Raw genomic sequence first — 20,715 nt, 5'->3', positions numbered from 1 at the left:
TTATAAAAAGATATAATAATCCCTGAGGTTCCCTTTTAGTTTATGAGTTTTCAACCTTTGTTAAGGGAATAAATGTACATACAAGGGGAACACCAACCTTCATCCATTGAAAAAACCCAATCTCCGGCGCATGGGGAAACAGGATTTTAGCTGTCCGGCAAAAACAAGATTTGGAGGTGTTCCAACAAGCGTCCATATGCCGCCAATATTTGCGCTGTAAGCAATACCCAGCATCAATGCAGTGCCAAAGTGTTTTACTCTTCTGGCCGTGTTGACTACCGCAAAAATGGGTAATCAACGCCATCCCGATGGGAAGCATCATCATAGTTGTTGCCGTATTGGAAAGCCACATAGGCAAAAAGGCTATAGCTATCATAAAACCATGCACAAGCTGCCTCGGTTTATTGCCAATTATCTTTATAATAGAAAGGGCAATGCGCCGGTGCAGGTTACATTTATGCATGGATATTGCAATACAGAATCCTCCGAGGAAGAGGAATGCCGCGTCTTCCGCATAGGGCATTGCAACTTCCCTGCCATTCATAATCCCCAGGATCAGAAACAGGGCAAGAGGCGTCAAAGCAGTGACAAAGATGGGGAGCGCTTCCGATATCCACCAGCACACCATTAACAAGGTTACTGCGGCGGTTTTTTGGCAAACGGGGACATACCTTCCGGCGCCGGCATGATAAGCATGATAAAGAAAAATACTACGCCAGGCACAAAGCCAGCAATACATTTGAAAGGACAAGAATAGTCGTTGTCTTTTTTCCTTTTCATTTTGTTGAATAATGAATATAAAACTACGTGCGATTAATCTTTCCTGTCAATCCATCCCCCCCCCACAACAGTGTCATTGTCGTAAAAGACCACTGCCTGTCCCGGGGTGATGGCCTTTTGCGGTTCATTGAAGTGTACCCTAACCTTGTCTGTTCCAAAGGGGGATACGGTAGCGTGCGCCGGCATATGATGATAACGTATCTTTGCCTGCACTTCCATGGGTAATTCCAGTTGCTGAACGGAAATCCAGTTTAGTGAGGAGGCAATCAGTCCGGTTTCCTCGAGATCTTTGTCCGTGCCGATTATTACTGCATTTTCACGTGGGTTTATATCGACTACGTATCGTGGCGAGCCAAAAGCAACTCCGAGACCTTTTCGCTGTCCGATGGTAAAGAACGGCGCCCCCTGGTGTTCTCCCAGGATGTTTCCCTGCCTGTCCTTGATGGGGCCTGGAATAATATGGTTGCCATATCTCTCGTAAAGAAGGGAATGGTAATTATTGTCCAGCACAAAACAGATATCCTGGCTCTCAGGTTTGTCTTTTGTTTTCAGGTTTAAATCTTTTGCTATCCGGCGGACGGATTCTTTCGTCAGCGTTCCCAAGGGGAAAAGGGTTTTTGAGAGTTGTTCCTGGTTGAGTGAAAAGAGAACGTATGACTGCTCTTTATTGAGATCATCACCTTTTTTCAATAAAAACCTGTCGTTGTGTTTTTCTACCTTTGCGTAGTGTCCCGTGGCGACAAAGTCCGCGTTTAGCATCTTTGCAAAATTCAACAGTTTTCCGAATTTTAGTTCCTGATTGCACATGATGCAGGGATTGGGCGTTCTTCCGTTCAGGTATTCAGTGCAGAAATGGTCTATAATGTGATCAAAGGCTTCTTTAAAATTCAGGACATGGAATTGAATCCCTAGCTGCTCGGCAACGGTTCGCGCGTCATTGGCGTCCTCCAGACTGCAGCACACCTTTGTTTTCGTCATGGCGTCCAGTTTTTCAAGTCCTAGGCGCATGAAAAGTCCGACGACTTCATATCCTTGCTCCACCAGGAGGTGTGCCGCAACACTGCTGTCAACACCTCCGCTCATGGCAATAATAACCTTTGTATTCATGGTAATTCTTTATACTTGATGTTTGATACCTTATCGGTAATTTCTTTGCATTTTTTGGCAAAATATTTAATTCCACCACCTGCACCCCCGCCAGCGTGAGACATTCTTCCCTTTGGAGAGGGGGGATAGGGGGGAAGAGATTTTGGAATTTGTTTAGTATTTCGTGCTTTGTACTTGTTTGTTTCTGGCTATGCCAGCTTAGGAATTTCAATATTTTTGTAGAGACGCATGCAATGCGTCTCTGCATTAATATCCACAACAGAATAAAGTCGTTGCCAAAGGTGGCCTGATTCCATTCTCATTCCCAAGTTCCGACTTGGGAATGTACGTGTCATGGAAGCTCCTGCTTCCATTCAATCGATAAGAAATATTTATAACGCTATAGTTTTTTGAAAAATTCCAATAGTAGCGATGTTTGCCGCATAGTCCAGGCTTAACCCCATGCATTTCGCTGTGTGGAGAATGGCGGGCTTTAACCATGACAGGGTTATGAAATAGCCTAAAGTCATTGCTAAAGCCGGTCTTTTTACGACTATCTCTGCACTGAATACGGTGCGACTAACCTCGTCACACTACATTGTTGGAATTTTACCGCGGTACATGACGCCATTATTCAAACAAACATCTTGATTTCAGGTTGCCTGCTGTGTGCACCGCCTTGGCAGGCAAGCCTGCCAGAGGGCTATTTTTTCAGCAGAGCGGCAATTTCCTGGTCGAATGCGTCTTCCGTCACAAATCCAATGTGTTTATTTGCAACGTCTCCGTTTTTGTCGTAAATAATGGTGGTTGGGTATGCCCTTAGGTTGTAAGAAATAGCGATTTCGTTTCCCGCAAGATAAACGGGATAATTAATGCCGTTGCTTTTTACGAAATCAGGCACCACTTCACGTCCATTTTCATCAAAGGCGATACCAATAATCTCTAACCCGCTGTTTTTATATTTGTTATAGAGGTTTACAAATCCCGGTATTTCTTTTCTGCATGGAGGGCACCAGGTTGCCCATAGATCAACTATTACGATTTTCCCCTTATTATTATGCAAAAGGGTGTTTAATTCAGATACTGTTATTGGCTCCACGGTATCGGTTGAGGCAATCGACATTTTAAAGGTAAAAAAAATAGCCGCCACACATACAATCGCTACATAGTTCCATTTTTGCTTGTTCATTATTTCTGCTCCTTAATTATTTTATGGTTGTTTTTGTCTATTACCCAATGATATAAATTTATACTTGTTTCTCATTTATGCCGGCACATACAGTGAATTTCAAACTTACCGGCAATCAATAAATGCAAAGCGAAGACTGCCTTGCACCTCTCTTCCGGCCTGTTGTGGGGGTTAAGAAATCATAAGGTTTACTGTAATGCATGATGATGCGAGATTCAATACATTTTTGACAAGAACAAATGTATGCATTAAAAACCCGCTTTCGCAATATAGTGACTAGAAATAAAATACGCAAAGGCATAAACTATGGCAAAACGTAAACAAAAAGAACGATATAAAGATGTTGTAATAATCCTTGGAGCAATAGCCCTTCTTACGGCGATAATTTTTATTATGGCCTTTGTAGATAAGGAATTGTTTCTTTACGATGAAATTGGCGACCTCTCATTGGAGGAAATTTTAACAAATGCGGAAGATAAGGAAGAGTTCGTTTCGTTGCTCCAGCGCAAAATATCGGAACAGGGATACGAAATCCAGTTATCGATTCCTGAAAATGAAGAGGAAGACTGTCTGAAGGTGGAATGGGAGCATATGAAGCGTTTTACCGTCTCATTGCTTGAACACCAGGAAGATATGATGTCAACGCTAAGAAGATTTGGTATTAAAAAGGTGATACTTACGAATGGACAAGAAAGCTGGACGGTATTGCCCTGATAATGGGGAATACTGTGCATTCGGCAATCGGCAAATTGCAGATTGCCGAATGGAGACTGTGGACTACAATTTATTGAGAAGTTACCGGTATCTGTTTTATTAGTGTGCATTCCCGATTTTTTGTAACCGTTAATGGGGTTATGGCGAAACAACCCTGTCAGGGTTAACACTACTGCAACGTTTTATTAAAACATGGCGGAAGTCACAAAAAATCAGTAATACTCCTGTTTTATTAAGGTACATAAATTATTATTAAAAATCGTCCCCATAATCAATTATGAAAAACAATCATTGTCACATGTTACTTCCTTATTTTCTTTCCTGTCTCATGTTTTTGATTTCAGGCTGTAGTTTTATAACGGTTTCTTTGGTGCCTACGGTGGGTCCGCTTAGTGAAAAGACCGTTTCGGGAAGGGGGAAAGACAAAATACTCATTATTGATATTTCAGGAATTATTTCTGATGAAAAAAAGGCAGGCTTTCCCGGTTTGACGGAAGAGCTGGATATGGTTTCACGTGTTAAGGAAGAGTTGACGCTGGCGAAGATGGACAAACAAGTGAAGGCAATTCTGCTGCGCATAAACAGTCCGGGCGGGAAGGTTACAGCATCGGACATGATGTATTATGAAATTATGCGGTTTAAAGAGGAGACGAAGAAAAAGGTTATTGCCTGTATTATGGATATTGGTGCATCGGGGGGTTATTATGTTGCGGCTTCTGCAGACAAAATTATAGCGCACCCGACAACGGTAACAGGAAGTATCGGCGTCATTATGATCAACCTTAGCATAGAAGGGCTTTTGCAGAAGGTTGGAATTGCCGACGCCTCTGTTAAAACCGGAGAACACAAGGATATGGGATCTCCTTTGAAGAAGATGACAGAAGAGGATCGGAGGATATTTTCAGAGATACTTAATGCTATGTATGAGAGATTCCTTTGCGTCATTGAGGAAAACAGGGAGGGCATTTCGATGGAGAAGATAAGAGAACTTGCAGACGGAAGGATTTATTCCGCTCAACAGGCGCTGGAGAATGGGCTGATTGATCAAATAGGGTATCTGGATGACGCGGTTTCAATCGCAAAAAAAGAAACTAATCTTACGGAGGCGCGAGTTATTCTTTACCACAGACCCGGGTCATATAAAAACAACATATATTCGCAATTAACCGGCGCAAGCGCAGGAAACATTAATCTTTTCAACATTGATATAAAGACGTTTATCCATTCCGGCGCCCCTTCGTTTATGTATATATGGATGCCTTAGTTATTGTAGCAATCCCCAATCCTCAATCTGCAATTTGCTGATTGTCGACTGTAGGTTGGCAATTATATTATCTGCCTTGATTTGATAGCGTATTTTTTCAACATGCGTTGCAAATATTGTCTTTCTATCTTGCATTCTCTTGCTGCGTTGGTTACGTTACCACTATTTTTATTAATGATATTCATTACATATTTAGTATTAAAGACATCAAGGGCCTTTTTTCGCGCTTCTTTGTAAGGATGAGAAAGCAGGTCGTCCAAGAGCATGTTGTTGCCGTCTTCTTTCCGTACAATGGGTAAAATAACATGTAGCGGAATGATTGGTTCATTGGTAAGGGTAACGGCCCTTTCTATTGCGTTTTCAAGTTCACGCACATTACCCGGCCAGTGATATTTATATAATTCCATTTCCGTTTCGGGAGAAAGCCCCTTTATCTGCTTGTTTTCTTTTTTATTATATTTTTCGATAAAGTGTTTTATTAATAGCGGAATATCTTCTTTTCTCTCCCGCAACGGAGGCATTTTTATATTGATTACATTCAGCCGGTAGTATAAATCCTCGCGAAATTCCTTATCCCGTACTTTTTTGAGCAGGTGCTGGTTTGTCGCAGCAATAATCCGGACGTCTACATTTCGTGCAACGGTATCTCCCAGCGGGATAAATTCCCCTTCCTGCAGAACGCGCAGGATTTTTGCCTGAACCGGTGTTGGAATATCTCCAATCTCATCCATAAAGAGGGTGCCGCCGTCTGCCTCTTCGAAAAGGCCCTTTTTATCTTTTATAGCGCCGGTAAAGGCGCCCCTGACATGTCCGAACAATTCACTTTCCAAAAGATGCTCAGACAGGGTGGCGCAATTGATTACTACGAATTTTTTATGCTTTCTATTGCCGTTAAAATGGATTGCCCGCGCCACGAGTTCCTTACCTGTGCCGCTCTCGCCGGTGATTAAAACGGTGGCGGAGCTAAATGCAACCCTGGAAATCATATCCATAACCTTCTGTATTTCTTTCGAATTCCCGATAATGGTTTTTCGCCCAAATGCCTTTTCCAGCTCGGAATGAAGATAGTTGTTTTCTTCAATAATTTTATTTTGCTCAATCATGCGTTCAATATTAAGCATGATTTCATCAATGCTAAAGGGCTTTGTGATGTAATTAAACGCACCTCGCCTCATTGCCTCTACGGCAGTGTCTATCCCGCCGTAGGCGGTCATTATCAGGATGGAAGCATTATTCATTTCCTTTGCCCTTTGAAGCAATTCAAGCCCGTCAATGCTGCCGGGAAGTTTCATATCGATAACAATGAGAGAGAACGAGTTTTTTTTAAATTCCGCAAGCGCCTCTTCTCCCGATGCTGCTGTTTTGACCTGGAATCCGCGTTCGGTGAGTGCGTTATAAAGCACCTTTCGGTATCCCTCTTCATCATCAACGACCAATATTTTAGTTCTGTTCATTTTGGTTTTTTCCCCTTTACCGGCAGGAATATCCTGAATGTTGTACCTTTTCCCGCCATACTTTCTGCCTCAATACTTCCATCGTGCATTTTTACAATTCCGTAGCTGATGCTTAATCCCAGTCCCGTCCCCTTTCCATCTTTTCTTGCCGTAAAAAAAGGATCAAATATCTTCCCCAAATCATGCTTATTGATGCCCATGCCGTTATCTTTTATGCATATTTCTATCGATTCCTTATCTGCGTGAAAATGTGTGCCAATTGTCAGTATCCCTTTTTTGCGGACGTCTTCACGCAAGGCTTCTTTCAGAGATTCTTTTATTGCAAAGACGGCATTGTTGGCAATGTTAATAATAACCTGCTCTACCTGGCTGCTATCCATCATCGTATCAGGGATACGGGGATCAAAATTTCTCACAACGTCAATCTTCTCTTTTCGGTATTGCTTTTCCACAATATTGAGTATATTGTCGATCAACTTATTGACATTTGACCAGCTCATTCTCGGCTCTTTCTGCCGGGAAAAATCCAGCAACCCGCCAATTAATTCTTTACATCGAATGGATTCCTTTGCGGAACCCTCAAGGTATTCATGTAAATGAAATCTGTTTTTGCTGATAACGTTATAGGTCTCCTCAAATCTCCTGCTGTTATTTTTCAGGTTTTCAATTATGGAGGACAATTCCTGTTCAAACAGTTCCTTATTAACAAACGACCCGCAGTCAATGGCAGAAAGAACCTTGATCAGCCGCTGTGTATCTTCAATGATGGAAAGTGTGTTGCTTTCTTTAAAAGTGTTGGTAATCCTTTCAAAAAGCCTCAGACTTTCTGTGCTATAGAGGTATATTACGCCGATAGGGTTATTTAGTTCATGGGCAATTCCCGCCACTAACTGGCCGATGGACGCCAGCCTGTCCGATTGCACAAGTTTATGCTCCAGACTTCTTAGTTCAGTAATATCGCTGGCAACCCCCAATATGCCTATTAATTGTCCCTCCTTGTTTTTTATCCGGGAAGTGCTGAGCAATACATTTCGTACATTGTTTTGTTTATCCACCGCTTCGACTTTCACTCTCCTGCTGGAACCGGCATGAAGAATCTGGTTCACCTGCATTTGTTGTTTGTTGAATAAAAGAGAAATCAAATGCCGCCCTATCAGCTCGTCTTCTTCGTAGCCCCAGTCTTTTATCTTAGGATTGATAAAGGTAAAATTGCCCTGTGCGTCGAGCATAAAGATCAATTCATTTGCAAACGTTAAAATGCCCTCTAAATATTCTTTTTTTTCTTCAAGGGACTCCTTTAGGTTCAGGATCTTTTCACTGGAATCTTTAATATAATACGTCATTTTGTTAAACGAATCGGTCAATTCTCCCAGTTCGTCTTTCAGGTTGTTTTTTATCCGAAAATCCAAATCGCCTGCTGCCACTCTTTTCATACCCCTAACAAGCATGAGGATGGGATTGATAATCCCCCGTGAAACAAATAATGATACAAATATCACGCCGATAATGCATATGCCAACCATGGTGATTGCGCGGTATTTTAATCTATAGATCGGATAATATGCCTCCGATGCATCTGTTTCCACCAGTAAAACCCATTCCATTCTCTTTAAGTACCGTGCGGCGCCAATAACACTAACACCCCGGTAATCCTTGTAAACCCCTACAAACTCATGCCCGTTTAAAAATACAGCAGTGACCGGTTCAGAAGGAACCGATTGCGTTAAAATAGCATTCGTTTTAAATCTTGATTCAGTAATCATCAAATAGTTTTTATTTATAATATATGCCTCGCTGGTTTCTCCCCTTCTGAGGAAAGTGCCGCCATAATCTTTTATAAGCAGCTTTTTGCCAGTGGTAATCTCATTTAACTTCGTTGCGTTATAACGGATCACTAAAACTCCCAGGAATTTTCGTCCGCGTTTCCTAATGATAGGAGACGCAAAGGCCATAGAAGACTCTCCCGTATCCCTGTCTATGTAGATATCCTTAATATAAGGACCATTTTTGCCATAAATAAAATAATCAACATCGCATTCCTTCTTTCCGATACTGTTTTCGTCGCTTGAGGCAACAACTATGCCCGATGGGTTTAAAACAAAGGTTTCATAAAAATCCTTATTCAGGTTCGTCTTGTACACCAGATAATCATTAAATTTTTTTACGACATTTTTGTTGTCAGGATTGTGATTAAGCATCTCTAAATGCATTCGGATAAACTCGTCAGATGCGAAAAATTGTGCCGAATATTCACCCGCGTCAAGAATGGTAAGTATGTGGTTTTTGATCCCTTCGGCGATGAATGCTTCCTCTTTGAGGAGTTCATTCTTAATAGTTTCCTTACCATACCGATATGTAAGTGTAGCGACAACTATGATGGGGAAAATAGATAACAGCAAAAACCAGCAGAATAGCTTTCTGCCAATGCCGCTAAAGAGGGTGACGCCTTTTATCATATACTACTTTCCGGACTGAAATGGTGAAATTCGAGATGCGAAATACGAAAGATGTGCTTGTTTAGCATTTTAAATCATTTTGTCATTACGCGCTCGTTCCCAAGTAGCGGCAAGGCATGCCTTTGCCGCTACTTGGGAACGAGCGTTTTTAATTGTTACTGGGAAACAATGTCATACCGGGTCTGATTTTACTATACGGTATGGGGAACATCAAGCCGCAATTCTTTATTGTAGCGGGAAGTCCGGTCGCCGTTCGTGGAAATAGAATGTGAACGGATGCGTCGGGAGGCAGATGTTTCTGCAACAATATATCCATTGATTTTGACGACAATAATTTAGTGAACCGTGAGCGATCGTTTGATACAATAATACCTTATCAGTAATTTCTTTGCATTTTGCAAAAAAGTGGTAATAGACGTGCCGGAAACAATGTATGCCGCAGGCAGCGAAAAGCCGGAAGCAATCCTTGTGGCCGAAGATGAATATGCCGTGAGGGAAATAATGGAAAAACTGCTTGAAAACAAGGGATACAAGGTGATTTCCGCGGTGGACGGTGAGGACGCGGTAAATAAATTTGAGGGACATAAAGGCTGCATTGATATGCTGCTGTTCGACGTCATGATGCCGGGAATGAATGGCAGGAATGCATATGACCGTATTAAAAAAATCAAACCCGATATTAAAACATTATTTATGGGCGGATATTCAGAAAATATTTTAACAAACAAAGACCTCCAGGATGGGAGAGTATATTTTCTGCAAAAACCGATAATTCCTGATAAATTATTTCATAAAGTAAGCGAAATCCTGAGTACATAGCATGAAGGTTAAGAATTTTGGTAACTATTGCCCTGTAATGGGCGGGAAGGGACTATTTTCTCCCCTTCCTATAAAAAACGGGTTGACCAGATTTTCCTTATTATATTTCAAAGGCATATTGGTTTCTGCATCCATTATTTTCCCATTGCTCTGCTCGACAATTGCTTGTCCTGCCGCCGTATCCCATTCCATTGTTGGGCCAAACCTTGGGTAAATATCCGCCTTGCCCTCAGCCAAAAGGCAGAATTTCAGAGAACTCCCTGCGGAGATGATTTCAATTTTCCGCCCTTCACCACGCAAACTTTCCACAAATTTTGCAAATTGCTCCGAAGGATGTGAACGGCTTCCGATAACCGTCAGATGAATTCCATCTTCGTCCGGGGAACGATTGTTTTCAACATTCTTTTTATGAGTATGGCGTGATGGCAATCTTTCCGAACTATCAACAAGTTCTTTTAATGATAAAACATTTGCTATGCCTTGATTGTTTTCCCGCCTATATGCCCCTAATCCTTCGCATGCAAAATAAAGAACATCCTTGACCGGCACATAAATACAACCTAAAACAGGCCTGTTTTTATGGATAAGGGCAATGTTTACGGTAAATTCGCCGTTTCTCTTAATAAATTCCTTGGTACCGTCAAGCGGATCAACCAACCAAAAAGATTCCCAGTATCTCCTCTCGGTATAGGGTATCTCTTTCCCTTCCTCACTTAATACAGGCAGTGAGGAGACAGCATTGGCATTGCCGGAATTATTGCCGGTAGTCAGGGTTTTCAGGTCTTTTGTAATAACTTCATGCGAATGCTTGTCTGCCAGCGTCAAAGGAGATGTATCGTCTTTGTGCTCAACTGCAAAATCGGTGTAGTACACTTCTAAGATTGCGCGTCCCGCTTTACCGGCGGCGGAAAGAGCGGTGAAAAGATGTTGGGAATATTTTATAGTGTTCATAGTCTTTTATAAAAAGAAAGGTTTGTGCGTTGTAAATTATACATGACGACATATGTTCCCAGTAAACGGCCACTCATGGCTTAGCCCAGCCCACAGTCCACAATCTGCAATTTGCCGACAGTAGACTGCCAACGGGAATGTTTCTTCAATACCATTTGCAGATCAAAACGGGTTTTGTTTTGCTGCCGACAGTGCCATCTCCCAATTGACCAAAATTATTTATGCCCCACACCCACAAACTGCCGTCGTTTTTAAGCACAACATTGTGGAATTCTCCGCATGCTATTGCAATAACATCGGTTATCTCGTTTACTAAAACAGGGCGATAGGCAGGCAATGTAACTTCTTTTTCCGTGGGAGTCGCTCCTATGCTGCCAAATTCCCAAACCTTGCCTTCAATGGTAAGCGCAAGGCTATGATTCCCTTTAGCAGCTATTTCTATGATATCCCGTACATCAGATACGTTAACGGGTGTGTTTCTGTTTGTAGTTGTTCCATCGCCCAATTGACTCAAGCCATTTGACCCCCATGCCATGATTGTGCCGTCGGATTTCAATGCAAGGCTGAAATCGCCTCCCCCGTTCACGGCAATGATGTCGCGAAGATTGCTTACATGGACAGGGCTACACCTGTTGGTAGCGCTTCCATCACCCAATTGTTCCATATTGTTTGAGCCCCATGCCCACAGTGACCCGTCAGATTTAATGGCAAGGCTGTGATACCCCCCGGCGCTAATAGCAACAATATTGTTTAGTCCTGGTATCCGGATGGGAATCTGTTGGTTTTTAGCATCGCCAATGCCGAGCTGTCCCTTGTCATTAATGCCCCATGCCCATACCGTTCCATCAGATTTTAGCGCCAGATTGTGTTGTCCTCCGCAGGAAATGGCGATAATGCCGCTTAATTCTTTTGTTTTAATAGGAATGTTGCTGCTTTTATAGGAACCGTCTCCTAATTGACCCGCCCAATTTCCTCCCCATGCCCACACTGTTCCATCGGATTTTAAAGCAATACTGTGCCACGCTCCTCCATCGATTACAATAATACTGCTAAGGTGTTTTACCTGCACGGGGGAATGTTTGTTTTTGATGGTGCCGTCACCAAGTTGGCCGTATTCATTTTTTCCCCACGACCAGAGAGAGCCGTCTGGTTTTAGCGCAAGGGTATGAAATGCGCCAGCCGCTATTTTGGGCGCAACCTGAACAGCAAAGGAAGTTTTGACCGCCAGTGTTGAAACGAGAAACACAACAACCAGGCACAAAAACAGTTTACATACGGAGAAGATAAAATGGGAAAAAATATTTCTCATAATCGTATTCCTTTTAAATAAAATTCATTGCAAGGATGACACGGACAAACAGAGTTTGTCCGTGCCACCCTTGTTGATCGAAAATATTTGTCTCAATTTTCGTAACACTTTAGTTTTTTGAAAAATTCCAACAATGTAGTACGACCAGGTTCGTCGCACTACAAATCCTATCACTTATCGGCAGATTTTTTTCTAAAAACTAAATAGTGTTGCCTTTATTTAAACCTCCTGAAATGTTTCAGATAGATCAATGCGCACAAATCGTAAACAAAGTGTATTTGTATGGGGATAAGCAGGCTTTGTAAATAGTAACATAAAAATCCGATATATATACTCATTAAAAATGCAATAACAAAATATGCCGGTGAGATAAAGTGGAGTAGCCCAAAAATCACGCTTGCTGCAAAAATGCCAAGTTTATTTTGCAGTACTCCCCGAAACAGTAATTCTTCGGAAAATCCCGCTAAAAGAGAAATTATACACATATCAGGGAGCGTTAAATGAGAAAACAGAGGTTTTAGGTCATGCAGTATCGTTTGCCTCAGTGAATTTGCGAAAGGCATCTTCCCCGATTTTTCCGAAAGAAGAAGCACAAAGATAGAGAAAGGAATAGCAGCCCCAATAGTGCCAGTGAAAGTATCACGTAAAATATTTTCAGTCAGAGGCAACAATTGAATTCTTAGATATTTTGCAAGAACCAGTGCCAACAGTAATGCAAAACCCTCAGTAATAAAAATAAAGAATAATAATTTTGATCTTTTCATTTCATAATCACTCGTGCAAAAGCAGGGACGAAGCATTTACACGTTTGGGTATAAATGCATTTATGACAATTTACAGCAAATGCTTCGCCCCTGCACTACCTTTGCTCTGTTTCTGTTAATGTCATTCCACCATAATCTACTGTCAGATACAACATTTCTTGTCTGTGGTGTTTTTCGGAAAACAGATTCATTTGACTATGCATTGCGTGCAAACATCGTCAATAGTCGGGAGGCGACCCCAATACCTAACCAGACAACGCTTGCGAAAAGTATTCTATTAAGAAAAGATGCTGAAAAGGGAAATGCAAATTCGGCTGCAAACTCCGCCTTGAAATAACGATGTTCTCCTTCTGTGCCTCTACGCACAAAATCTCCGGGAAAGACAACGAACGATAAGGGCTCTTCGCGCAGTTCCCTGGCAATCTTCTCAAAGGTGCCCGCACTTTTCGTATCGCCGATAACGGAAACCGGAATTCTTCCTTCGGTTTTTCCCTTATCAATTCTTCTCTGACGTGCAAAAAATTTCCGGATAGCTGGGATAGCTCCTCGTGTCCTTTGAAGTGATACCAAAGCATGGCGTATACTTCAAAACCAAGGAATAGTAGCATAAGAAAAAGGAATAAAATACTTACCCATGGAGAGAACCGCTTTTGAAATAGCGGAGCTATTCTCATTAATTTAACGTTTAGGAATTTCAATGTTGTAGGACGAAACGATTGCTTCGTCACGAGTGAAATGACACTTCGCTCTACATGAAAAAATTGCCGGAGGCCTAATTTATTGATTGAATTTATTGATTTCCGTCATCAAAAGTGCAAGATCGTTTTTAGATGACGTAAAGAATCTTTTTTTGTCTGCTATTTCCTGATCTGTTCTGGTGGTAGTGGTTTGTTTGTGAAAATTATACGATTGCAGCGGGAAAACAGCCTTGTAGTCATGGTTAACATAGCAAAGACTATCCCAATCGCAAACAACAGTGTATGTTCGCCCGGTAGGTTCAAGGAGATTGTGTCCCAGCGAATAGTCGCTCGCAGGATTTGTCGTACCGAAGAGAGGCATTATGGTTGCGGGGATATCCAGGTGACTGGTCATTTTTGTAACGAGCTGAGGCTGTCCCTTTGGCAGCCAGAGTACTAAAGGTACCCGGATCTGTTCTTCCGTATAGGCGGAGTTGTGTCCCCAATGTCCTTTTTCCATAAATTCCTCACCATGGTCGCCCGTAATGATAACAATGGTTTTTTCAAGCAGTTGATTTGATTCCAAATAATGTATTATCCTGCCGAGTTGTGAATCAAGATGATGGCATGAGTTGATATAACGGTTTTTTATAAGCGTTATATCATTTTCAAGATCCATCCTTGCATAGTTCATGTCTTTAAGAAAGGGGGTTTTGATGATCGACTCTTCCGGAAAATAGTACTGTGCGTGAGGCGATTCGAAGAACATGAATGTAAAAAAAGGCCTGCCTTTTTCCCTGTGCTCTAAAAAATCGATCATTGCCGTTACATGCCTGCGATCATTTTCCCAACCGCTCAGCCCCTTGGTATATTCATGCAGGTTTTTCGAGGGGATATCGACAAAGAGGGTCTTGTCAAACTCCGGATAAGAAAATTTTGCGCTGGTAAACAACTCCATCTGATAGTCGAGGTCAATAAGCCTGTCAATTAATACAGGGCCTTTTCGATGATGCAAAAATTCAAACCAGTAATTGCCGTAGAGTCCGTAGAACATTGAGAAAAGACCCATTCGTGTGCCGTTGCCTCCGCTATAGTGGTTGAGAAACCACGTTGATTTTTTCGCAAAGGCCATAGTTTGCGGCATGATCTCATGGTCAAGCATGTCTGCCCGCCATGATTCAGCAACAAGCCACACGATGTTATAGTCCGGAGCATCCCAGGTGTATTGCATTGATTGTAAAGGATAATGGAGCTGGAGATCATTTTCATTTTCATTGAACTTCAGTTGAACTGTTCTTTTCGGTGAAATGCCAAATTTTTTGGCCCAACTCCTGAAGGTGACCGGGATATAGAGTGGAAAGGCATTTGACGCACTCAAAACGGCACTTTTGGCCTGCAGATGACAAATACCGTATGTGAAGGACTGAAAGCCGAAAAGAAAAATCAGAAAAATGGGAAATAATATTTGATAGCGAAATTTTAACGAGACGAAAGAAACCCTTTGCAAAACCCCAGACCTGGCCATGACAAAAAGCGCCACCTGCAGGGCAAAAAATCCGGCAAAGATCATTACAACACTGATAAGGGTTGAATCGCTGCTGCCAAGCGACTCTATACCGCCCGGTGTGGTGATAAGGTTCCAGACAAAGCCGTTGATATGAAAGTGGTAGAGTTGAAAGAGTTGCTTGTCGGTAAAAATCAGGATTTGCACCAAGGTAAACAACACGATGGTAATTCCAAAAATAACCGCAAGGCACTGCTTTCTGACAAGTGATCGATCATGCCTTTTCAACACCTTTCGTACAAGTATCTCAAGGATTAAGACGGGAATGAATACTAAGAAAAGGTACAAAAAACTGTAAAAGAGATACATCGAAAGGCCAAAGAGGATCGTGACCGTGTCATTATAATGGATCTGTTTCAGATAAAACAGGGTGTTGAAAAGTACTGCGATGTAACTAAGAGTAAAGTACCTCCATAAGACTCTTTTTGCGCTCAGGTTGTTCTTCATGATTTCCCCGAATGCGTAAAAAGGCAGACAGGCACTGCAGCAATGAGGACTGCTCCCGCTTCGGTCTTTACAAAAATAATCCAACGCACCGATACATGTAGCCACGAAAAATTCATAACCAACCTTTTCAATTCGTAAGAAAGAGATATTCTGGTCTCGCCGTTCAGGATGACGGTTACTGCCAAAAAATATAAAATATTATACAGAAGCTTTCACCTGAAAATACTTTTTCTCCGCAGATTTTGCAGATTAGCAAACATAAAAAAACTTTTTAATCTTATCCTAATCTGTGGCTTATAGTCAAATAAACCTGATTTTAAAAATTTACTGGTGGGCCATCGCATTTGCGATTTAAGTATCCTTCCAGACTTGGTACCATTACGGTAAAGCCTCCGAGCGATAGCGGGGTTTCGGGTGGAGCTTCGTTTTTGGCAATCATATACACGGGTTTCCATTCATCATCCTCTAAAAGTGCTGTACAAGGCAAATCCGGGCATTCCCTTACAAACATGGTAACAAACATACCCCCCATGCCACTATCATATAAAGAGCAATACACGGCTTGATACGCTCCGCTGTCTCCAATTGGCGCTCTTCTATCTTGCAACCGCTCTTTAATACTTTAAAATATATCTCTATCTGCGATCGGCTCTTCTCCTCTTGTAATACAGTTTGTATTTACTCAAAAAGATGATTATAACTATTCAGTGTTATCGCGGTCCTCTACGGACAGACGGGAGTCGGAAAATCCACACTCCTCAAACTCTTCCTCTCACAAATCCCCCAAAACCTGTTTCTCCCCATCTACCTCCATTTTACCCACCTAAAATCATCCAGCCTTCTCTCCTTAATCGTCTCACAGCCCGGTGAAATACCAAAACACACCAAAGACCGGCTCTTCCTCCAAATTATGGATAAATCCTTGCTCTCAAATCTCACTCCCATTATCGTTATCGACGAGGCTCATCTCCTGAAAACCGACGCCATCACAGACCTCAGACTCCTTGTCAGCTCTCCGCTTGATTCTTCCACTCATCTCAAAATCATCCTCTCGGGGCAGGAACACCTCAAATATATCCTCAAAAGAGACATCCATGCCGACTTCGCACAACGCATCCCGGTACATTACCACATCCATCCCCTTACTAAAACTCAAACCGCTGCATACATAGACTTCCATCTGAAATCTTCCGGCGCATCTGATAAAATCTTTGACTCAGATGTCAAAGACCTGATCCATGAGTTCTCTGCCGGCATCCCCAGGCAAATCAACGCCATTTCCACCGCCTGCCTGATTAACGCTTCCATCAGACAATCACAGAAAATTACCCAGGATATCTTCCATCAGGCTCTTGCTGAAATTTAATCTTTTTAAGAAGGTCTGCCATGGCCAGTCTCTTTTCCCCTCAACTCTTGCGCTCATTACGAAACGATATCCCCATCGATCGACTCATCGCTGACGTCCTCTCCATACCTCATAAATGCTCCGAAGGCTATTTCCGCTTCCTCTGCCCACTCTGCCCTGAATTCAATAACGCCACCATTTTGATAAGAAAGTTGGATGTCTTGTATTTGTTTTGAATTTTATGCTTTGCCAGAATTTATTTCTTTATTGGTCTATTGTAATGGGTAACCACAAGGAACGCCCCCTACCGATGGTGAATTTTTTAATCTGTGCTACTATCCATCTCTGCAGTAGCAGTGTTTTTAATGCGGATCAGCCGGTTGCAAAGTATCTATCTTAAAATCAGAACAGACTGCCGGACAATTTCGAGCACTTTCGCGGGAAAGATACCGAGTTGGATAGTGCCGATGATTGATATGACTATTGCGACAAAGATGAAGGGGGAAAGGGTGAGTGGCTGAAATTCTCTTTCCGGGTCGCGCATATACATTGCTACCGTTACCCTTAAATAATAAAAAACGGCGATGGCACTGTTTATCACTCCGATAACGGCCAGCCACACGTAGCCGGATTTTATGGCGGAACTGAATATATAAAATTTTCCTACAAAACCGGCAGTAGGCGGAACTCCGGCCATGGAAAGTAAAAAGAGCGTCATGGCAATTGCCAGCCTCGGATGCTTAAAGGCTAAACCGTTAAAATCGCTAATCTTCAGGAAACTATCTTCCTTCTGGCTTACTACAATGACAACGGCAAACGCGCCAATATTCATGAACAAATACGCCAGGAGATAAAACAACACTGCCGATACACTCATATTGTTTGCGGCTACCAAAGCAATAAGAAGGTATCCCGCATGTGCAATGCTGGAATAGGCAAGCATGCGCTTAATGTTTGTCTGCGCTAACGCAATAATGTTGCCGGTTGTCATGGTGAGTACCGCTAGTACCCAAATAGCCTTTTCCCAATCATGGTGTGCCTGACCAAAGGCGGTAAAAAATATTCTCATAAAAGCGGCAAATCCTGCAGCCTTTGGCCCAATCGCCATAAATGCCGTTATCGCAGTGGGCGCCCCTTCATACACATCAGGCACCCATGCATGGAAGGGTACGGATGCAATCTTGAACCCTATCCCTACAATGAGCAGTCCCATACCGGCTAATAAAAGAGGGTCTACCACACTTCCTTTACCCGCAAGAAAAACGGCAATCTGCCGCAGGTTTATCGTACCCGTTGCGCCGTACACCATTGCAATACCGTACAATAAAAAGCCGGTTGAAAATGCCCCAAGCAAAAAATATTTTAATGACGCCTCGTTTGACGTGAGCCTTGTCCGTTTCATGCCGACAAGGATATAAATACTTATCGACATAATCTCCAGGCCGATAAAGATATTCAGCAAATCCGCACCTGAGGCCATGAGTATCATGCCAATGGTGGAAAACAATATCAGGGTATAATATTCCCCATGGTTTATGTTTTCTCTTTGAACATAATTTTTGGAGATAAGGATGGTGAGTCCGGCGCACAGCAGGAATACAAATTGAAAAAAGAGGGCGTAGTTATCAATTGTATAAACGCTGTAGAAAGAAAAGAGGGTAGTACCGGTAAAACTTCTGGATACAATAGCGGCTATTACTACTCCTATCAAAGAGAGATACGCCAGAAAATTCTTTTCTCCCATTTTCCGTGATGAAAAAACATCCATCATCAACACTATCATCCCGAAACCTGCAAGCACGAGAACCGGCAGGATGCTTAAGATGTTAAATGTCATTATCGATATACCTGGCATGGAAAACTCACCTTAATTCATAAAAAAAGGTTTTTGTAATAATTTCTGTCGTCTGTAATTTGCAAACTGCAGATTGCCGGTTGCCGATTATACAGTATTCGCCGAAAGTATAGGAAGCAAATGGGGTAGTTTGCCTCAATTTATTGATAAGTTGCCCCGCTGCTACCATTCAGTTTCGTTCTCCGGAACGATATCAATTTTAGGAATACTCCTGCCATGCCGCGTATCATGGGTTTCCTGTTTTTGCATATTAAACACAACAGGCACTTTCCTTTCCACCTGTTCCAGAAGATGTTTTACGGAACTATCCATTTTTCTCAAAAATGAGTTAGGATAAATGCCTATCCAGAATATCATCAGCACAATGGGAATCATAATAGCCAATTCACGGCTGCTCACATCTTTCAACGTCTTATTCTCCTCATGGGTAATATTGTGAAACATAACCCTTTGAAACATCCATAGCATGTATATAGCGGCAAGGATTATTCCGGAAGTAGCAATTGATGCGTATAAAATGCGTGATTTAAACACCCCCACCAAGATCAGAAATTCGCCGACAAAACCGTTTAAACCGGGAAGGCCTATTGAAGAAAACGTAACAATCATAAACAGGATGGCAAAAACGGGGATTTGTTTCGTCAATCCCCCATAGTCAGAGATTAAACGCGTGTGCCTTCTATCGTAAAGCATCCCGACAATAAGGAACAGAGCACCCGTGCTCAGTCCATGGTTTATCATCTGCGTAATGCCGCCTTCAATGCCCTGAATATTAAAGGCAAATATGCCCAGCATAACAAACCCCAAATGGCTTACGCTTGAATATGCTACAAGTTTCTTAAGGTCGTCCTGTACCATTGCAACAAGCGCCCCGTAGATAATGCCAACGATGGCCATCCATGAAATAACCGGGATAAACGAGTGGCTTACCTCCGGGAAGAGTGGCAGACAAAATCTGATAAATCCATACGTGCCCATTTTTAGTAAAACACCCGCCAGGATGACGCTCCCCGCAGTCGGGGCTTCGACATGGGCATCCGGCAGCCATGTATGCAAGGGAAACATTGGCACTTTGATGGCAAAGGCCAGAAAAAATGCCAAAAACAGCCAGAACTGAACGGCATAGGAAATATCCAGCCGATAAAATTCCAGCAGGTTAAACGTATATTCTCCCGTTGCTTTATGATTCAGGAAAAATAATCCGATTATCGCCAGCAGCATAAATACGCTGCCTGCCATTGTATAGACAAAAAACTTTATTGCGGCATAAATCCTTCTCTGCCCACCCCAGATACCAATAATGAGATACATGGGTATCAGCATAAGTTCCCAGAACACATAAAATAAAAATACGTCCAGAGAAACAAAAACTCCGACCATACCCGTCTCAAGCACCAGCATGGCAATCATGTATTCCTTCACGTTACGTTTTACATTCCATGACGCAAAAATGGCAATGGGAGTAATAAAGGTCGTCAAAAGCACCATGAAAAGGCTGATTCCATCGATGCCAAGATGGTAAGAAACTCCAAATGAAGGTATCCATCGCAATTTTTCGACAAATTGCATATCGTACGTGTTCGCATCGAAGGCAAAATATAACGGAACAGAAATCAGAAATGTGACTACAGAGACAAGAAGGGACGTTACCCTTATCAACTCTTTATGCCGGGAATCGAATGAAAGGATTAAGAGAACCCCAACAATCGGAAGAAAAGTAATTAATGTAAGAATTGGCAAATTCATTTGAACATTCCGGTATTATTATACGAACCCTTTTTAGATTTACTCATTATAAATATCCTTTCAATGACCTACGGAAAAGAATACTGCTTCTGCATCTCTGAAATAAAATAATGCCCGATAACGGATGGTAATCCAGAAAGAATAAACTCCAGAAAACTCCTTAAGCCTTTTTGTATGCAATCTTTGATCGAGCCAATTTTTCTTGAAAATAGCCTACTGTTTTCTATAAAATTTTCCTATCTCAGCGGGCAATCCTGCTAATTCTTCAATAAAATCTTTAGTTTTATGAATTAAC

17 protein-coding genes are annotated in these 20,715 nt (G+C 42.1%); 4 read left to right on the top strand and 13 right to left on the bottom strand.

Going from position 1 to position 20,715, the window contains the following annotated elements; genetic code table 11:
• Positions 1 to 40 precede the first annotated feature (40 nt).
• From KSMBR1_RS12555 to KSMBR1_RS12545, 3 genes are all read right to left on the bottom strand, one after another.
• Positions 41 to 751: an SLC13 family permease gene (locus KSMBR1_RS12555; protein ID WP_157820575.1), complete on the bottom strand. Its 711-nt coding sequence runs from the start codon at positions 749 to 751 to the stop codon at positions 41 to 43.
• Positions 752 to 813: 62 nt separating this feature from the next.
• The gene (mnmA, locus tag KSMBR1_RS12550; RefSeq protein ID WP_099325644.1) at positions 814 to 1,887 is read right to left on the bottom strand and encodes a tRNA 2-thiouridine(34) synthase MnmA; all 1,074 of its coding nucleotides are present in this window, start codon (positions 1,885 to 1,887) and stop codon (positions 814 to 816) included.
• A 682-nt stretch (positions 1,888 to 2,569) separates the two neighbouring features.
• Entirely contained in the window at positions 2,570 to 3,055 is a 486-nt protein-coding gene (locus KSMBR1_RS12545; protein WP_099325643.1) for a TlpA family protein disulfide reductase, read from the bottom strand.
• Positions 3,056 to 3,361: 306 nt separating this feature from the next.
• On the opposite strand from KSMBR1_RS12545, the gene KSMBR1_RS12540 reads away from it, so the two are divergent.
• Positions 3,362 to 3,769, top strand: a complete 408-nt coding sequence (locus KSMBR1_RS12540; protein WP_099325642.1) for a hypothetical protein — start codon at positions 3,362 to 3,364, stop codon at positions 3,767 to 3,769.
• Positions 3,770 to 4,148: 379 nt separating this feature from the next.
• A complete protein-coding gene (gene sppA, locus KSMBR1_RS12535) occupies positions 4,149 to 5,033 on the top strand; it encodes a signal peptide peptidase SppA (protein ID WP_230405705.1) in 885 nt (294 codons plus the stop codon).
• A 62-nt stretch (positions 5,034 to 5,095) separates the two neighbouring features.
• On the opposite strand, the gene KSMBR1_RS12530 is transcribed toward sppA, so the two are convergent.
• Entirely contained in the window at positions 5,096 to 6,487 is a 1,392-nt protein-coding gene (locus KSMBR1_RS12530) for a sigma-54-dependent transcriptional regulator (RefSeq protein WP_099325640.1), read from the bottom strand.
• Positions 6,484 to 8,943: an ATP-binding protein gene (locus KSMBR1_RS12525; protein ID WP_099325639.1), complete on the bottom strand. Its 2,460-nt coding sequence runs from the start codon at positions 8,941 to 8,943 to the stop codon at positions 6,484 to 6,486. Before KSMBR1_RS12525 ends, KSMBR1_RS12530 begins: the two co-directional genes overlap by 4 nt.
• A 417-nt stretch (positions 8,944 to 9,360) precedes the next feature.
• On the opposite strand from KSMBR1_RS12525, the gene KSMBR1_RS12520 reads away from it, so the two are divergent.
• Positions 9,361 to 9,762, top strand: coding sequence for a response regulator (locus tag KSMBR1_RS12520; protein ID WP_164995544.1), 402 nt, complete (start codon positions 9,361 to 9,363; stop codon positions 9,760 to 9,762).
• 24 nt (positions 9,763 to 9,786) lie between these two features.
• Here KSMBR1_RS12520 and KSMBR1_RS12515 read toward each other — a convergent pair whose 3' ends face one another.
• The 6 genes from KSMBR1_RS12515 to KSMBR1_RS12485 form a co-directional block, all read right to left on the bottom strand.
• A complete protein-coding gene (locus KSMBR1_RS12515; RefSeq protein WP_099325637.1) occupies positions 9,787 to 10,713 on the bottom strand; it encodes a 3'(2'),5'-bisphosphate nucleotidase CysQ family protein in 927 nt (308 codons plus the stop codon).
• 145 nt (positions 10,714 to 10,858) lie between these two features.
• Positions 10,859 to 12,022 carry an RCC1 domain-containing protein gene (locus KSMBR1_RS12510; protein ID WP_099325636.1) on the bottom strand — a complete coding sequence of 388 codons (1,164 nt, stop codon included), beginning with the start codon at positions 12,020 to 12,022 and terminating at the stop codon, positions 10,859 to 10,861.
• Between the two features lie 215 nt (positions 12,023 to 12,237).
• Entirely contained in the window at positions 12,238 to 12,786 is a 549-nt protein-coding gene (locus KSMBR1_RS12505; protein WP_157820573.1) for a CPBP family intramembrane glutamic endopeptidase, read from the bottom strand.
• Between the two features lie 195 nt (positions 12,787 to 12,981).
• Positions 12,982 to 13,356: a hypothetical protein gene (locus KSMBR1_RS12500; RefSeq protein ID WP_099325634.1), complete on the bottom strand. Its 375-nt coding sequence runs from the start codon at positions 13,354 to 13,356 to the stop codon at positions 12,982 to 12,984.
• A 207-nt stretch (positions 13,357 to 13,563) separates the two neighbouring features.
• Complete coding sequence (locus KSMBR1_RS12495; RefSeq protein WP_099325633.1) at positions 13,564 to 15,474, bottom strand: DUF3413 domain-containing protein; 1,911 nt, start codon at positions 15,472 to 15,474, stop codon at positions 13,564 to 13,566.
• A gap of 316 nt (positions 15,475 to 15,790) precedes the next feature.
• Positions 15,791 to 16,081 (bottom strand): hypothetical protein, encoded by a 291-nt coding sequence (locus KSMBR1_RS12485; RefSeq protein ID WP_157820572.1) that lies wholly within the window; start codon positions 16,079 to 16,081, stop codon positions 15,791 to 15,793.
• A 105-nt stretch (positions 16,082 to 16,186) separates the two neighbouring features.
• Here KSMBR1_RS12485 and KSMBR1_RS12480 point away from each other — a divergent pair, with 105 nt between their 5' ends.
• Entirely contained in the window at positions 16,187 to 16,840 is a 654-nt protein-coding gene (locus KSMBR1_RS12480; protein ID WP_099325630.1) for an ExeA family protein, read from the top strand.
• Positions 16,841 to 17,210: 370 nt separating this feature from the next.
• Here KSMBR1_RS12480 and KSMBR1_RS12475 read toward each other — a convergent pair whose 3' ends face one another.
• The gene (locus KSMBR1_RS12475; protein ID WP_099325629.1) at positions 17,211 to 18,656 is read right to left on the bottom strand and encodes an NADH-quinone oxidoreductase subunit N; all 1,446 of its coding nucleotides are present in this window, start codon (positions 18,654 to 18,656) and stop codon (positions 17,211 to 17,213) included.
• 180 nt (positions 18,657 to 18,836) lie between these two features.
• Positions 18,837 to 20,420: an NADH-quinone oxidoreductase subunit M gene (locus tag KSMBR1_RS12470; RefSeq protein ID WP_099325628.1), complete on the bottom strand. Its 1,584-nt coding sequence runs from the start codon at positions 20,418 to 20,420 to the stop codon at positions 18,837 to 18,839.
• Positions 20,421 to 20,715: the final 295 nt, after the last annotated feature.

Source organism: Candidatus Kuenenia stuttgartiensis, assembly GCF_900232105.1.
In the GTDB taxonomy this organism is placed as follows: Bacteria; Planctomycetota; Brocadiia; order Brocadiales; family Brocadiaceae; genus Kuenenia; species Kuenenia stuttgartiensis_A.
Note: the sequence above shows the minus strand (reverse complement) of the source record. Positions and strands in the feature narration are given on the sequence as shown.